The sequence below is a fragment of the Amycolatopsis albidoflavus genome, from assembly GCF_039525725.1.
GTDB classification, from domain to species: domain Bacteria; phylum Actinomycetota; class Actinomycetes; order Mycobacteriales; family Pseudonocardiaceae; genus Amycolatopsis; species Amycolatopsis albidoflava.
In genome coordinates this window covers 489,883-504,941 of record NZ_BAAAHV010000003.1, presented here as the reverse complement: position 1 = coordinate 504,941, position 15,059 = coordinate 489,883, and the positions used below count along the sequence as shown (strand labels likewise).

Here is a 15,059-nt window from a genome sequence, read left to right as displayed (position 1 = left end):
CCAGGCCACGGCACCCATTCGGGGTAGTAGTCCTGCTCACAAACGGTGACTTGTTCACCTCCCGTTCATGCAACCAAGGACGACCGTCCACCGAGGCTGCCTAGTGTCCGGTTCCGGTGCGGCTCACCCGCCGCCAATCCCGACCGGATTCAAAAAGGCACATCTCCGAGTGGAGGAAATGCAGTGAAGATCATGCGGCCCCTGGGTGCCGTCGGCATCGTGGCGAGCGCCGCCCTCGTCCTCGCCGCTTGTGGCTCCGACCCTTCGGCGTCGAACAGCGGCTCGGGCTCGAACTCCGCCGCTCCCGCCGCCACCGGAACCGCCCAGGTCGACTGCGGGGGCAAGAGCCCGCTTTCCGCTGAGGGCTCGACGGCCCAGAAGAACGCCATCGAGGTGTTCAACCAGGCCTACAACAAGAAGTGCTCCGGCCAGAAGGTGAACTACAACGGCACCGGTTCCGGCGCCGGCGTCAAGCAGTTCAACGCCAACCAGGTCGACTTCGGCGGCTCGGACTCGCCGATCAAGGACGCCGACCTCGAGGCCGCCACCAAGCGCTGCGCCTCGCCCGCGCTGAACATCCCGCTGGTCGTCGGCCCGATCGCGGTCGGCTACCACCTGTCCGGGGTGGACAACCTGACGCTGACCCCGCAGGTCATCGCCAAGATCTTCAACGGCGGCATCAAGAACTGGAACGACCCGGCCATCAAGGCGGTCAAGGGCAACGAGAGCCTGAACCTGCCGGACAAGCCGATCCAGGTCGTCTCCCGCTCCGAGGAGTCGGGCACCACCGACAACTTCCAGAAGTACCTCGGCGCGGCCGCGAAGGACGTCTGGACCCAGGGCGCTGGCAAGAAGTTCGTCGGCGGCGTGGGCAACGGTGCGCAGGGCTCGAACGGTGTCGCGAGCACCGTCAAGGGCGCGGACGGCTCGATCACCTACGTGGAGAGCGCGTTCGCCAAGGACGGCGTCACCCCGGCCAAGATCGACAGCGGCTCCGGCGGCGTCGAGCTGAGCGCGGAGAACGTGGCCAAGTCGCTGGACGCCGCCAAGTTCGCCCACCCGGGCACCAACGACCTGGCGATGGACCTCAACGGCATCTACTCCAGCAACGTGCCGGGCGCCTACCCGCTGCTGCTGACCACGTACGAGATCGTGTGCTCGAAGTACTCGAACCCGGACGTCGCGAAGGCCGTCAAGGCGTTCCTGACGGTGGCCGCCACCGACGGCCAGCAGCCGCTGTCGGCCAAGGGCTACGTGCCGATCCCGCAGAGCCTGCAGGACAAGGTGCTGAAGGCCGTCAAGGAAATTTCCTGAACCGCCTAACTGGTACGAAGGCTGACAGAGACTGTCGATGAGCGACCAATCCTCGACGCGAACGCCCACCGGCGACCCCGGTGGGCGTTCGTCGTCCGCCCGAGCGTTCCCGGAGGATCCGATTTCGGACAAGCCACCCGCGCCGGCGCCGGAAGCGCCGCCCGCGCGGAAGAAGCCGACGAAGGTGCGAGCCGGTGACCGCATCTTCCAGAACTTGACCACCGGGGCCGGGATCTTCGTCGTCGCCCTGATCGCCTTGATCGGGATTTTCCTGGTCGTGCAGGCGATTCCGGCGCTGAAGGCGGACAAGGTCAACTTCCTGTTCAACCACGGGTGGTCGACGAACGACCCGGCCAACATGGCGTTCGGGATCGCCGACCTCGCCGAGGTCACCGTGGCGACCTCGCTGGTGGCGCTGATCATCGCGATGCCGATCTCGCTGGGCATCGCGCTGTTCCTCACCCAGTACGCGCCCGCGAAACTGGCCCGGCCGTTCGCCTACGTCGTGGATCTGCTCGCCGCGGTGCCGTCGATCATTTTCGGCCTGTGGGGCATTCTCGTGTTCGCGCCCGCGATCGAGCCGTTTTCCGAGTGGGTCAACAGCACCTTCTCGTGGATTCCGATTTTCGCGCCGGGCAACATCGCGCCGAACGTGCGCGGCACCATTTTCACCGCTGGGATCGTGCTCGCGGTGATGATTCTGCCGATCATCACGTCGCTTACCCGCGAGGTTTTCGAGCGCACGCCGACCGCGCAGGTCGAGGGCGCGCTCGCGCTCGGAGCCACGCGCTGGGAGGTCATTCGCACCACGGTGCTGCCGTTCGGCAAGGCGGGCTTCGTCGGCGCGTCGATGCTGGGCCTCGGCCGCGCACTCGGTGAAACCATTGCGCTGGCAGTGATTCTGCTGATCCCGCAGGGCCGCAACTTCGACTGGAGCCTCTTCGACGGCGGCGCGACCTTCGCCTCGAAGATCGCCCAGAACTACAGCGAGTTCAACAACCCGACCTCGGCCGGTGCCTACATCGCGGCCGGTCTGGTGCTGTTCGTGCTGACGTTCCTGGTCAACTTCGCCGCCCGCTCGATCGTCGGAAAGAAGGTGGGGTGACCATGTCGACCACCCTCGAACGGCCCGCGACGACACCGGCTTTCCAGCAGGTGAGCGCGGCCCGCAAGGTCAAAAACGGCGTCGCCACGGTGCTCGTGTGGCTGTCCTTCCTGATCGCCGTGGTCCCGCTGGTGTGGGTGCTGTACACGGTGATCGCCAACGGGATCAAGCGGATCCCGTACAGCAACTGGTGGGGCCAGGACTTCGGTTCGGTGCTCGGCGACGAGGTCGGCGGCGGCGTGCTGCACGCGATCATCGGCACCCTGTTGCAGGGCGTGGTGTGCGCGGTCATCTCGGTGCCGATCGGCCTGCTGGTCGCGATTTATCTCGTCGAATACGGTCGCGGCAAGCTGGCGAAGGCCACCACGTTCATGGTGGACATCCTGTCCGGTGTTCCGTCCATTGTGGCCGCACTGTTCATTTACGCGCTGTGGGTCACCACGCTCGGCCTGCCGCGCAGCGGGTTCGCGGTGTCGCTGGCCTTGGTGCTGCTGATGATTCCGGTGGTTGTCCGTTCGGCGGAGGAAATGCTGCGGATCGTGCCGGACGACCTGCGCGAAGCGTCGTACGCGCTGGGCGTGCCGAAGTGGAAGACGATCATGAAGATCGTGCTTCCGACGGCGTTGTCGGGCATCCTCGGCGGCATCATGATGGCGCTCGCCCGCGTGATGGGCGAAACCGCGCCGCTGCTGGTGCTCGTGGGCTACACGTCGTACGTCAACTGGAACATCTTCAGCGGGGAGCAGGCGTCGCTGCCGTTGGTGATGAACAACGAACGCGCCACCAACTCGATGGACCCCGGCAGCGTCGGCTTCGACCGGATCTGGGGAGCCGCGCTCACCCTGGTGCTCATCATCGCCGTGATCAACCTGCTCGCCACGGTCCTTTCCCGCATCGTCGCCCCGAAGAAGAAGTGAGTCATGGCCAAGCGAATCGACGTCAAAGACCTGGACATCTACTACGGCAAGTTCCACGCCGTGGACAGCGTCACGCTGAACGTCCCGCCGCGGAACGTGACCGCGTTCATCGGGCCGTCGGGCTGTGGCAAGTCGACGGTGCTGCGCACGCTGAACCGCATGCACGAGGTCATTCCCGGCGCTCGGGTCGACGGCCAGGTGCTGCTCGACGGCGAGGACATCTACGCCTCGGCGGTGGACCCGGTGCAGGTGCGCCGCACCATCGGCATGGTGTTCCAGCGGCCGAACCCGTTCCCCACGATGTCCATTAAGGACAATGTGGTGGCCGGGCTTCGCCTTGGCGGCACCAAGAACCGCAAGCAGCTCGACGAGATCGCCGAGCGGGCGCTGCGCGGCGCGAACCTGTGGAACGAGGTCAAGGACCGGCTGAACAAGCCGGGCGGCGGCCTCTCCGGCGGTCAGCAGCAGCGGCTCTGCATCGCGCGGGCGATCGCGGTGCAGCCGGACGTGCTGCTGATGGACGAGCCGTGTTCGGCGCTGGACCCGATCTCGACGCTCGCGATCGAGGACCTGATCGGCGAGCTGAAGAAGGAATACACGATCGTCATCGTGACGCACAACATGCAGCAGGCGGCGCGGGTTTCGGACCAGACCGCGTTCTTCAACCTGGCCGGCGTCGGCCAGCCCGGTCGCTTGATCGAGCTGAACGACACGGAGAAGATCTTCTCCAACCCGGACGAGAAGGCCACCGAGGACTACATCTCGGGCCGCTTCGGCTGATTCCACTGTGGACGGCCGCCCTGGTTTTCCGTGCCAGGGCGGCCGTTTTCGTTTCCGGGCACTAAAAAACCGCCACCCGCGCTTGGCCCGGGTGGCGGTTTCCGTTGTGGTGTCTTTAGATAGTCAGGTCTTCGTCGTCGGTGCCGTAGCCCGGCATCCGGCCGGTGACCACGAAAATCATCCGCTTGGCGACGGACACCGCGTGGTCGGCGTAGCGCTCGTAGAAGCGGCCGAGCAGCGTGACGTCGACGGCGGAAGCGACGCCGTGCGGCCATTCGCGGTCCATCAGCACGGTGAACAGGTGCCGGTGCAGGTCGTCGACCTGGTCGTCCTCGGCCTCGAGATCCTTCGCGGCAGAGACGTCCTTGGTCTTGATGACCGCCTCGACCTGCCGCGCGAGCTTGACCGCGGCCTGGCCCATCTCGGCGAAGTACGGCTTGACCGCTTCCGGCAGCACCGGGTCGGGGTGGCGGCGGCGGGCGGCCTTGGCGACGTGCAGGGCGAGATCTCCCATGCGCTCCAGGCTTTCCGCCGCGTGGATGGCGGCGAGCACGGTGCGCAGATCGGTCGCGACCGGGGCCTGCAGCGCGAGCAGCGCGTACGCCTGCTCCTCGCATTCGGCGCGCGCGTCGTCGACCTTCGCGTCGTCGCTGATCACCTGCTCGGCGAGGCCGAGGTCGACCTCCAGCAGTGCTTTGGTGGCCCGCTCCATGGCGTCGGCGACCTGAACCGACATCGCGGCCAGGTTTTCGGCGAGCTGATCGAGTTCCACATGGTAGGCCTCACGCATGAGCACACCCTACGACGTGGACTGTCCGAATACCGCATCGCTGGGTGAACCGCATGTGAACCCCGCCTAACGAATCCGAATGATCAGCCGGTGTTGACGCTCTTGCGCGAATCGGCGTTGGCCGGCGGCGCGCTGGCCGCGGTTCCGGCGGGCTGGTTGCCCGGAAGCGGCGTGTTGTCGCGCAACGCGTCGAAGAGGCTCTTGGACTTTTCCTGGACCAGCACTTCGTTGCCGCGCTTGTTCGGCAGGCCGACGGTGGGCACGGTCATGAAGTTGATGTTGGCCGGGTTCAGCCCGCGCATCGACTGCGCGAGCGTCATCATCTGCTGCACGCCGAGGTTGTCGCCGAACGTGGCATGCGCGAACGCGGTGATGAAGCCGGACAGTTTTCCCGGATCCAGCACGACATCCGAGGACATGACCTTCTTGAGCAGCGCGCCGATGAACGCCTGCTGCCGCTTGATCCGGCCGTAGTCGGAGGTCGGGTCGCCGATGACGTGCCGGGCGCGCACGTAGCTCAGTGCCTGGTCGCCGGAAATGGTCACGTCGCCGGTTTCGGCGAGCACCTTGCCGAGCGTGGTGTCGTCGATCGGTTTCTCGTTGTGCACGGTCACTCCGTGCACGGCGTCGACCATTTCCTTGAACCCGTTGAAATCGATGCCGATGAAGTGGTTGATCCGCAGGCCGGTGATCTTCTGGATCACTTTCGTCATGCACTGCGGCCCGCCGACCGCGTAGGCCGTGTTGAGCTTCGCGATCTTCTGCTCGCGCACGATTTCGTCGGTAGTCTGCGATTTGGCCGGGTCCCACCGGTTGCAGTCCGGGCGGTCGATTTCGAGGTCCCGGGGGAATGAGACGACGACAACCCGCTTCCGGTCCGCGGGAACGTGCGCCACCATCACCGTGTCCGACCGCGCGCCAGGGATATTCGCCGCGTCCCCGACATTTTCCTCGGACGACGCCCCGTCCCGCGAATCTGAGCCGACCATGAGGAAGTTCTCGTCGTTGGCCTGCGCGTCGGCGTTCTGGATGTCGGAAGAGTTCTCGTCCAGCGCGGAAACCTCGGTGAACTTGGCGTCGAACCACGTGACCGCACCCCAGGCGACTCCTGTGCCGATGAAGATCAGCACAGCGACCACAATAAGCGCGATCCGTCCGATCCGGATATTGCGCGCGATGTGCCGCTGCTTTTTCTCCTGCAGCCGGGTCTGCTCGGATTGTTCGGCGGGTTTCTCTTCTGCTTCGTCTTCTTTGTCCAGCAAAACGACCCGCTGCAACGCGGTCCGGGTCTGCTCGAACAACGCCATCGACCGGGTAGTGAGCCGCTCCCGCCGTTCCCGGCGCTTCGCCTCCTCAGCCGCCGCGTCGTCGTGCGCGGCCGAGAACCGGGCGAGACTGTGATCGATCTTGCGACGGTACTGAGTCGCCTCGTCGATCGCCTCCATCTCGTCGGTCATGGTGAGCGGATCCATCTCAGCCCGCGCCGCCGCGGCCGACTTCACCGGCGTACGCCGCGGCCGCTTGCCGTTCGGCCCCTCAACGGCTGGGCTCAGCTGCGTGCGCTCCGGATCAGCGTCCGGTTTGACGGCCGGGCTGAGCTGGGTGCGCTCGGGATCAGCGTCCGGTTTGGCCACCGGGCTGAGCTGCGTCCGCTCCGGATCGGCTGGATGCTCCTCGACCGGGCTGAGGCTGAGCCCCTTGACCGGCGTGAACTGCGTCCGATCGCCCGCGAGCGCCTTCCCGCCGAGCGGCGCGCGTTCCGGATCCGGCCCACGCCTAGGCCGCTCACCACGCCGGCTGTCGATCGCGGAACCGTCGCCGTCCAGGGCCGGACTGAGCTGGGTCTGCTCAAGCCCCGGCCCCCGCGAACCACCACGCCTCTGGCCAGGCTTGCCCCGCAACCGATCCGGCTCGAGGGCCTGACTGAGCTGGGTCCGCTCGAGCCCGTCCTCCGGCTCCGCGCCGTCGACGCCACTGGGCCGCCGCGCACCTGCTGCCCGCCGCCCAGGCGTGTTCGGACCAGGTACCCGGTGCCCGCCAGCGTCCTGCCCAGGCGCCCGCTGCGCCTCGGGGTCGGGCCCGCCCGGCATCGCCGCCGATTCAGGGGCCATCGACTGCCCCGCGGACTCAGGGCCTGCGGCCCGTCGCCTGGCCGGGCCGGGCATCGGCATCGCCGCCGACTCGGGACCGGCTACCGGTGGCCCAGCGGGCGCTCGTCGACCTGGTGTTCGCTGGCCGTCTGGATCGGGCCCTCCCGACAGCGGCCTTGCCGCCGATTCGCCTGCCACCGCTTGCCCAGCGGACTCCGGCCCTGCCGCGCGTCGCCTTCCTGGGCCGGGCGTGCGCTGTCCGTCGGGGTCGGGTCCGCCCGGCATCGCCGCAGACTCGGGGCCGCCCATGGGTTGCCCCGCGGACTCCGGCCCGGTAGCCCGTCGCCTTGCCGGACCGGGCATTCGCTGTCCGTCAGGTTCGGGTCCGCCCGGCATCGCCGCAGACTCGGGGCTGCCCATCGGCTGCCCCGCGGACTCCGGCCCAGCAGCCCGTCGCCTCGCCGGGCCGGGCATTCGCTGCTCGCCCGATTGGTGCCCGCCAGAGTCTTGACCGGGCGTCCGCGGCCCAGCGGCATCGGGGCTAGCCAACCGGTGCTCGTCAGGCATCGGCAGCGCCGCCGAGTCAGGACCAGCGCTCCGTTGCGAGGCCGCGCCGGGATCCGCGACCGGCTGCCCGCCAATACCCGCCACCCGCGGTCCGCCCGGGCCAGCCATGCGCGGCCCGTCCAATTCCGGACCAGGCAACCGATGCCCGCCGGAATCCGGACCGGCCCCCCGCTGCCCAGGAGCGTTCTCCGCCCCGTGCGGCCGCCGCGGCCCAGGCGGATCCGGAGAAACCGGAACCCCGCCACCCTGCCGAGGCCGAGGCGGAAGCCCATCCGCCCGCCGACGCCGAGGCTGCATCCCCCGCTCCGGAGAACCCAAATCCTGCTCGGCATTCCCTGGCAGCCCGTCGTCCGCACGCCGTCGCGGTTCTCCAAGCCGACCGCCCAGCTCCGCGGACCGGCCTTCCTCAAGCCGACCGCCAGACTCGGCAACCCGCCCACCCGGCTCCCCACGACGGCCGCCGGTTCGCCCAGCTACCTCGCCAGAACCAGTCTCGTCAGGACGTCCACCTGCCTCGTGCCCGCCCAAATCCCTGCGACGACCACCAGGCCCGCCGACGTCACCAGGCTGATAAGCCCCAGTCTCCCGACGTCGAGACTCAGCGCTCCGAACCTCGCCAACGGAACCATCCACCGGCGACCCGGCAACATCCGGAGCACCGTGTCGATTGCCGTCAGGCACCGCACCGCCGAAAAGCGCCCGTCCGCCTACTCGCGCGGCATTCCCGCCGTTGACGTCCGAAACACCACCCCGACGATCCCCGTTCGCCCGACGGCCGCCGGACAAATCATCGCCATCGCCCGAAGAACCACCGCGCTGGTCGCCGATCCCGTTGACCTGGCCGTTCGCGAGTACGTCCGCTGTCGGCCCGCTGGCTCCGTTCCGGAACTCGGAACCGTCGGCAACTTCGCGACCGTGCCGACTGCCGACGCCATTGGCCCGGTCAGAGGCCACACCGTCTTCCGCAGCACCACTGTGTCGGTTGCCGCGGCCGTTCGCTCGTCGGCCGATCGAGTCGTCGATTCCGGCCGGTTCGTCGTGCCGTCCGCCGATTCCCTTGCCGCGCCCGTTCGCCGATCCGCTAACTGGCGGGATGTCTGCCGCGGGCTCGCCATGCCGACTGCCGATTCCGTTGGAGTAGCCGTTTGCCGGTCCGCTAACTGGTGCGGCCTCATCGGGCTCGCCGTGCCGTCCGCCGACCCCGTTGACGCGGCCGTTCGCCGGTCCGCCAACGGGCGGGACATCGTCCGCCGCGGGCTCGCCGTGCCGACTGCCGAAGCCGTTTGCCCGTCTGCCCACCGAACCGGCGTCTTCTCCGGCCGGTTCACCGTGTCGACTGCCGACTCCGTAGCCGTTTGTCCGCCCGCCCGCTGGTGCGGCGTCGTCTACCGCTGGTTCTCCATGTCGGCCGCCAACCCCGTTGACCTGACCATTCGCCGGTCCACCCGCTGGCGCGAGGCCGTCCGCCGCCGGCTCGCCGTGTCGGTTGCCGAATCCGTTGGCCCGCCTGCCAGCCGTGCCGTTGCTGCCTCCGGCCAGCTCGCTGCCGTGTGCGCTCGCTCCTGAAGCGTCGTCCTCCGCCGACCCGCCGTGTCGGCCGCCGACCCCATTGACCTGCCCATTCGCCCGATCGCCGCCCAGGTCCGAGGCGTCTCCCGGCTCAGCGTGCCGACTGCCGAATCCGTTGGCGTGCCCATTCGCCCGCCGCCGGCCCGGTTCGGCGGGCAACCCGGTGCGACCGTTCGCCCCCGAATAACCAGCGTCCGGCTCGGCCCGCCGTCGTCCCGGCTCGGGTCGCTCGGCGTCCGCGCGGCGGCGGCCCGGCTCTGCCCGGCGGGCGCCCGGTTCGGCGAGCCGGCTCACCGGCTCCGAGAGTTGCATCCCGGCGTCCTCGGCGAAGGCGGGTCGTTCCCCGGTGTGCCGCGCGACCACGTCGGACACGCTGATGCCGCCGTGAGTGTCCATCGAACGGCGACGTCCGCCTCGGGGGCGTGCCGCGCTGTCGGAATGGCGACCGGTGCCGGGGGTGTTGCGCTCGTCGGGCACTCGGTCTCCTCTCGCACGTCAGGCGCCAGGCTGGGGCGGCTTACCTTTGAACACCCGGCGGCTTCGCCGGGTCTCCCAGGACTCGTCGTACCGGGGGAGCTTTTCGTTATCGTACGGATACCCGCCGTTCGTGACGACACCCTCCCGCGAATTTCTTCACCATGAGTCGCCCTAAGGCGCACTGAAGCGGACGAACAGGTGAAGTTCGGGTTCGGTGAATGGAGTAATCGCAGACGTGCGTTACTCAGAGTGCGTAATTACCTGCGCGGTCTCGCGGTCATGGAAAGCGACCTTGTTGCGGCCGGCCCGCTTCGCGGCGTAAAGGAGATTGTCGGCTCGATGGAGCTGACGCGGCCCGGATTCGGTGCCGTGCGCGAGGCCGACGCTGATCGTAACCCGAAGGCCTGGCTGCAGTTCTGACCAGGGATGACGAGCGACCCGCAGACGCGCGGCGTCGGCGACCCGGACGGCTCCCCGATGATCGATTCCCGGCAGGACGAGAGCGAATTCCTCGCCGCCGTACCGTGCGCAGAACGCATCGGCAGGCAGCCCCTCCTGCAGGAGATCGGCGACCCGGCAGAGGACGCGGTCGCCGAGAAGGTGACCGTACGTATCGTTCACGGACTTGAACCGGTCCAGGTCGACCAGCGCGACGGCCACCGCGGCCGGCAGTTCGGGCAGCCGCTGGTCGAGGTAGCGGCGGTTGTAGCTCGAGGTGAGCGGATCGCGAAGACTGCCCGCTCGGGCAATGTCGAGCGCCGAGCGCAGGTGCCGGTAGGCCCGCCGCCAGTCGCCGCGCGTCGCGAACAGGTCCGCGATGGACTCGTGCAACGTGAGCAGGTCTGGCGCGGTCTCCCCCGTTCCGAGCTCGTCGTACGCCGACACTCTGACCTCCGCCACTCCATCGTTTTCGTCGTAAAGGAGCGGCGGCTTGAGTCATCGGTACGTTCGAAGGTGAATTTCGCTCAAGTGGACGACGGACTTCCGCTGATGTCACGCAACGGAGTTCTCCGCCTCAGAGCGCGGAAAAGGGCTTTTTGTCCTTGAGCTGCGCGAATTGATCACGAGCCCAGTAACTCGCGTCAGTCGTCGGATCCGTGATCCACTGTGTGTAATCGGCCCAGGAAATCCATCGCCAGCCGCCCACCTCTTCGGGATTCGGCCGCGGATCGACGTCCGTCCACGCGGCGAACACCGGACAGAACTCGTTCTCCACGATCCCCTGGAAGGGCGGCGTGCGGTAGCGGTACGTGGGCAACACGCACTCGAGGTCCTCGAGCCCGGGCAGCCCGAGTTCGTACGAAGCCCGCCGGCGCACGGCGGTCTCCAACGCTTCGGCGGGCGCGGGATGACCGCACACGCTGTTGGTCCACACTCCCGGCCACACCTTTTTGTGCGGCGCGCGTTGAGTGATCAGCAGGGCGTTGTCCGAACGGCGCAGGACGTAGCAGGAGAACGCGAGGTGCAGCCGCGTCTCGGCGTGATGACTGGCGAGCTTCGGCCCGGTCTCCCCGGTGGGCACGCCGTCCTCGGTCACGAAGACGACGCGTTCGGTTTCGGCTTCAGTGCTGGTGTCCACTCCGGATACTGAACACCACGCACCTACCGGCCGATACCGCGAGCCGGGTGGCCGTTTCGCCCGATTCGAGTGTCGGATCTTCACGCAGCGCTCGAATCCTTGTCCCGTCGGACACCCAGCCGAACGACTGCGCAGGCCAGACCGGGTGTCACCGGCTGCCGAGATGCTCGACGATCAACGAGGTCAACGCCTCCGGCGCTTCCTCCGCTACCCAGTGCGACACCTCCTCCAGCATCTCGAACCGGTACGGCCCGGTGCACCAATTCGCCGTGTCGAGCGCGGCGGCCGAGCCGAAAGCGACGTCCTCTGTGGACCACACGTACATCGCCGGCACCGAAATCTTGCCGATCTTCCCGCCCGGACGCCCGGCTCGATACCAGTTCAGCGCGGCGGTGAGCGCACCTGGTTCGGACAGCCGCTGGACGTACTCGTCGATCTTGCTCGGCGGGATGCGCCGGTCGAAGATCTCGCGCAGCGCTTTGGCGTTGTCGGCCAGCATGCGCTGCTCGGTGGCGGGCGTCTGCCGCCACTCCGTCATATAGGCCGACCGCAGGTGCTGGTCCTCGTCCGTCCGCAGCGCTTCGGCGAGCGCCCCGGGATGCGGCGTGGACACCACGGTGAGGCTGCGCAGCCGGTCGGGGTGCTCGTCGGCCGTCCACCACGCGACCGCGCCGCCCCAGTCGTGGCCGACCAGGTCGAACGTGCTCCAGCCGAGCGTGTCGGCGATTGCGACGACGTCGGACACCAGCGACGCGATGCCGTATTCGGCCGGGCGCTCGGGCCGCACGTCCGGCGAATAACCGCGCTGATCCGGCGCGATCGCGCGGTATCCGAGCACGCCGAGCGTCGCCACCTGGTGCTCCCACTCCACGGCGGCCTGGGGAAAGCCGTGCAGCAGCAGTACCGGTCGGCCGTCTTCTGGGCCGGCCGCGATTGCGTCGAAGGATCCCGCTTCGGTCGGGATCGTCAGCTGGTCGATCACGAGACGCACTCTACGGACAGGCACCGACAGTTTCGGGCGGTCTCTCGCTGTCACTGTGATCTGAGCTACACGGGAACAAATAAGTTGAGTCGCTCATTGGCAACTTTGCAAGGCTTGGTCAGCGCCCCAGCAGCTGGCCGCAGTTGTCCGAAAGGGGATTCGACATGCTGATCCGCACTGACCCGTTCGCCCAGTTCGACCGCCTGACCCAGCAGGTCTTCGGCAGTCAGGGGACCGCGCCGCGCTCGGTCCCGATGGACGCCTATCGCTCCGGCGACGAGTACGTCATCCAGTTCGACCTCCCGGGGATCGCGCGCGACTCCATCGACGTGAGCGTCGAGCGCAACGTGCTCACCGTCCGCGCCGAGCGCACCCCGGTCGCGGTCGAGGACGCGCAGGTCCAGGTATCCGAGCGGCCGCGCGGCAAGTTCTCGCGCCAGCTGTTCCTCGGCGACACGCTCGACACCACGCGCATCGCCGCGGACTACGTCGACGGAGTGCTGACGCTGCGCATCCCGGTCTCCGAGAAGGCCCAGCCGCGCAAGATCACTGTCGGCGGCGCGCCGCAGGAGATCGACGCCTGAGGTCGCGAACCCAAGTTGTCCCCAGGTTGTCCACAGTGGGTTGTGGATAACCTGGGGACAATTGCTATCCGCGCAGGTCAGCTGGGGATACCCGCTCGCTCGCCCGGCTGCCGCTTGCGCACTAGCGGCGCGATTGTGCGGTTGAGGACGAAGTACTCCGCGACGACCACGCAGATCGTGATCGAACCCCACGCGCTCGTCGTGTAGATGTCGGCGAAGCTCAGCGTCGGGAAGATGCCCTGCATCGCCGCGCCGATGCCGAGAAAGCCGCGGAGCACGACCGCGGCGAAGCTCAGTGCGTAGTTGCGGATCATCCAGATGCGGTGGAGTTGGATCTGGCCCTGCCGGATGAAGGTGTAGCCGCGGTAGAGCGTGTAGAGCCACGCGACGGACAGCAGGTAGAAGGCGATTTGTGACGAGATGCCGTCGACCGAGAACGTCGCTGCCACGAGTGCGGCGACCGCGGCGAAGATCATGCTCACCACGTAGACGCGGCCGAGCACCCGGTGGAGTTTCGGTCGACGTGCGCGCAGTTGTTGGGCGAACTGGAACGGTCCGATCAGCAGCACCAGGCTCGCGGGCAAGGCGTGCAGCACGATCGTCAAGTAGTGCAAGGCGATCCCCGGGTTGAGCGGGATCCGGCTCAAGGTCGGGTCGCCGGTCAGGTAGGTCGCGGCGGAGAACAGCGCTACGCCGACGGCGGACACCGCGACGGCGGCCCAGGCGATCCGTCGGCGGCTGCGGCGGGGAACGGCGAAAGTCATCACGAAACTCCTGCTCGGACTGGGTCTGTGCAGTGAGCGTCTCGTGATGGCGGGGATGGCCGTGTCGGCGAGAATTGCGTAGATCAGGTGGTACGCGAGGGTTTGCCGTCGCTGCTGGTTCGGCGAGGTGCCGAGTTCGCGGTCGCTGTTGTGATGCGACCTCGGCGGTGCGGTGGAGTCCGCGACGGCAGGGGTTCCCAGTTTCCGAATCGCTGCTGTGCGGGCAGCGGTGAAACTGGTCTTCCCGGCCGACGGAGACCGTCGTGTTTTGCCCTAGGACCGCGGTGCTCAGCCCGGCCGATCCCTGCTGGTCAGCCTCCGGAGTGCATGTCCTCGGCCTCGGGGACGCAGTCGTCGTCCGGGTCGTCCAGCCAGCCGTGCGGGAGCGTCACCTTGCCCGGCGAGCCCTGGCGTCCGCGCGGGCCGGTGGCGGCCTCGGGGAAGGGGGCGTCGTGGTCGAGCTGGGCGATGAGGTCGTCGAGTTGGCCCATCGACGAGAGCATCGCGAAGCCGCGCCGCAGCTCGGAGCCGACCGGGAAGCCCATCAGGTACCAGGCCATATGCTTGCGGATGTCGCGCATCGCCTTGTCGTGGCCGTCGTGCTCGATGAGCAGTTCGGTGTGCCGGCGCAGGACGCGCGCGACTTCGCCGAGGTTCGGCCCAGCCGGAATCTCCCGACCCTGGAAGGCGGCTTCTAGTTCGCCGAACAGCCACGGCCGACCGAGGCAGCCGCGCCCGACGACGACGCCGTCGCAGCCAGTCTCGGCGACCATGCGGAGCGCGTCGTCCGCGCTGAAGATATCGCCGTTGCCCAGCACCGGAATGCTGGTGACGGCCTCCTTGAGAGCGGCGATCTTGGTCCAGTCGGCCTGGCCGGAGTAGCGCTGCGCGGCCGTGCGGGCATGCAGACTGACGGCGGCCGCGCCCTCGGCTTCGGCGATGCGTCCGGCGTCGAGGAACGTCCGGTGATCGTCGTCGATGCCGACGCGGAACTTCACGGTGAACGGAACACCGCCTTCAGCCGCCGCCTTCGCCGACTCGCGCACGATGTCCGCGAACAGCCGCCGCTTGAATGGCAGCGCCGCGCCGCCGCCCTTGCGCGTCACCTTCGCGACAGGGCAACCGAAGTTGCTGTCCACGTGGTCGGCGAGGCCTTCGCCGACGATGATCCGGACCGCCTCGGCCATCGTCTTCGGGTCGACCCCGTAAAGCTGCATGGACCTCGGCTTTTCGTGCTCGCCGAAGGTCATCATGTGCATCGTGCCGGGGTGCCGTTCGACGACCGCGCGGGCGGTGATCATCTCGCACACGTAGATGCCCGCGCCGTACTCCTGGCAGAGCTGCCGGAACGCCACGTTGGTGATCCCCGCCATCGGAGCGAGCACGACGGGAGGATCGACCTGGTAGGGGCCGATCTTCAACGTGGGCGCGGTCAAGGTGGCAGTCACGCTTCCATTGTCGCCCGTGACGTACGGCACACGCATCCGGGCAGCTCCGCGGTCGCGAGACCATCTCGTGTCCAGCCTTGAGTAGTGCTACGG

Annotated in this window: 13 protein-coding genes; 6 read left to right on the top strand and 7 right to left on the bottom strand. The window is 68.0% G+C overall.

What is annotated here, in order from left to right; translation table 11 throughout:
* Positions 1-183: 183 nt before the first annotated feature.
* The 4 genes from pstS (at position 184) to pstB (ending at position 4,116) form a co-directional block, all read left to right on the top strand.
* Entirely contained in the window at positions 184-1,314 is a 1,131-nt protein-coding gene (gene pstS / locus ABD156_RS03400) for a phosphate ABC transporter substrate-binding protein PstS (protein WP_344266144.1), read from the top strand.
* 184 nt (positions 1,315-1,498) lie between these two features.
* On the top strand, positions 1,499-2,419 hold the full coding sequence (gene pstC, locus ABD156_RS03395) for a phosphate ABC transporter permease subunit PstC (RefSeq protein WP_344266713.1): 921 nt from the start codon (positions 1,499-1,501) through the stop codon (positions 2,417-2,419).
* Between the two features lie 2 nt (positions 2,420-2,421).
* Positions 2,422-3,336 carry a phosphate ABC transporter permease PstA gene (pstA, locus tag ABD156_RS03390; RefSeq protein ID WP_344266141.1) on the top strand — a complete coding sequence of 305 codons (915 nt, stop codon included), beginning with the start codon at positions 2,422-2,424 and terminating at the stop codon, positions 3,334-3,336.
* A gap of 3 nt (positions 3,337-3,339) precedes the next feature.
* The gene (pstB, locus tag ABD156_RS03385) at positions 3,340-4,116 is read left to right on the top strand and encodes a phosphate ABC transporter ATP-binding protein PstB (RefSeq protein WP_116204524.1); all 777 of its coding nucleotides are present in this window, start codon (positions 3,340-3,342) and stop codon (positions 4,114-4,116) included.
* A gap of 115 nt (positions 4,117-4,231) precedes the next feature.
* Here the strand turns inward: pstB and phoU are convergent, their stop codons facing one another.
* Entirely contained in the window at positions 4,232-4,906 is a 675-nt protein-coding gene (phoU, locus tag ABD156_RS03380) for a phosphate signaling complex protein PhoU (protein WP_344266135.1), read from the bottom strand.
* A gap of 83 nt (positions 4,907-4,989) precedes the next feature.
* Entirely contained in the window at positions 4,990-6,378 is a 1,389-nt protein-coding gene (locus ABD156_RS03375; RefSeq protein WP_377926896.1) for an LCP family protein, read from the bottom strand.
* A gap of 1,380 nt (positions 6,379-7,758) precedes the next feature.
* Here ABD156_RS03375 and ABD156_RS03370 point away from each other — a divergent pair.
* The gene (locus ABD156_RS03370) at positions 7,759-9,129 is read left to right on the top strand and encodes a hypothetical protein (protein WP_344266129.1); all 1,371 of its coding nucleotides are present in this window, start codon (positions 7,759-7,761) and stop codon (positions 9,127-9,129) included.
* A 720-nt stretch (positions 9,130-9,849) separates the two neighbouring features.
* Here the strand turns inward: ABD156_RS03370 and ABD156_RS03365 are convergent.
* The 3 genes from ABD156_RS03365 to ABD156_RS03355 all read right to left on the bottom strand — a co-directional run bounded on the left by ABD156_RS03365 (position 9,850) and on the right by ABD156_RS03355 (position 12,170).
* Complete coding sequence (locus ABD156_RS03365) at positions 9,850-10,509, bottom strand: GGDEF domain-containing protein (RefSeq protein WP_344266126.1); 660 nt, start codon at positions 10,507-10,509, stop codon at positions 9,850-9,852.
* A gap of 115 nt (positions 10,510-10,624) precedes the next feature.
* Positions 10,625-11,188, bottom strand: coding sequence for an isopentenyl-diphosphate Delta-isomerase (idi, locus tag ABD156_RS03360; protein WP_344266123.1), 564 nt, complete (start codon positions 11,186-11,188; stop codon positions 10,625-10,627).
* A gap of 148 nt (positions 11,189-11,336) precedes the next feature.
* Positions 11,337-12,170 (bottom strand): alpha/beta fold hydrolase, encoded by an 834-nt coding sequence (locus ABD156_RS03355; protein WP_344266120.1) that lies wholly within the window; start codon positions 12,168-12,170, stop codon positions 11,337-11,339.
* Between the two features lie 164 nt (positions 12,171-12,334).
* Here ABD156_RS03355 and ABD156_RS03350 point away from each other — a divergent pair, with 164 nt between their 5' ends.
* Positions 12,335-12,754 carry an Hsp20/alpha crystallin family protein gene (locus ABD156_RS03350; RefSeq protein ID WP_344266118.1) on the top strand — a complete coding sequence of 140 codons (420 nt, stop codon included), beginning with the start codon at positions 12,335-12,337 and terminating at the stop codon, positions 12,752-12,754.
* Between the two features lie 77 nt (positions 12,755-12,831).
* Here ABD156_RS03350 and ABD156_RS03345 read toward each other — a convergent pair whose 3' ends face one another.
* Together ABD156_RS03345 and dusB are read right to left on the bottom strand one after the other, a co-directional pair.
* Positions 12,832-13,518 carry a DUF2306 domain-containing protein gene (locus tag ABD156_RS03345; protein WP_344266116.1) on the bottom strand — a complete coding sequence of 229 codons (687 nt, stop codon included), beginning with the start codon at positions 13,516-13,518 and terminating at the stop codon, positions 12,832-12,834.
* 311 nt (positions 13,519-13,829) lie between these two features.
* A complete protein-coding gene (gene dusB / locus ABD156_RS03340) occupies positions 13,830-15,002 on the bottom strand; it encodes a tRNA dihydrouridine synthase DusB (protein WP_344266113.1) in 1,173 nt (390 codons plus the stop codon).
* Positions 15,003-15,059: the final 57 nt, after the last annotated feature.

Excerpts from the sequence above, each read along its gene's own strand:
- dusB (WP_344266113.1), bottom strand. The coding sequence starts at position 15,002 with ATGCGTGTGCCGTACGTCACGGGCGACAATGGAAGCGTGACTGCCACC.
- phoU (WP_344266135.1), bottom strand. The coding sequence starts at position 4,906 with ATGCGTGAGGCCTACCATGTGGAACTCGATCAGCTCGCCGAAAACCTG.
- pstB (WP_116204524.1), top strand. The coding sequence starts at position 3,340 with ATGGCCAAGCGAATCGACGTCAAAGACCTGGACATCTACTACGGCAAG.
- pstA (WP_344266141.1), top strand. The coding sequence starts at position 2,422 with ATGTCGACCACCCTCGAACGGCCCGCGACGACACCGGCTTTCCAGCAG.
- ABD156_RS03375 (WP_377926896.1), bottom strand. The coding sequence starts at position 6,378 with ATGGATCCGCTCACCATGACCGACGAGATGGAGGCGATCGACGAGGCG.
- ABD156_RS03350 (WP_344266118.1), top strand. The coding sequence starts at position 12,335 with ATGCTGATCCGCACTGACCCGTTCGCCCAGTTCGACCGCCTGACCCAG.
- ABD156_RS03345 (WP_344266116.1), bottom strand. The coding sequence starts at position 13,518 with ATGACTTTCGCCGTTCCCCGCCGCAGCCGCCGACGGATCGCCTGGGCC.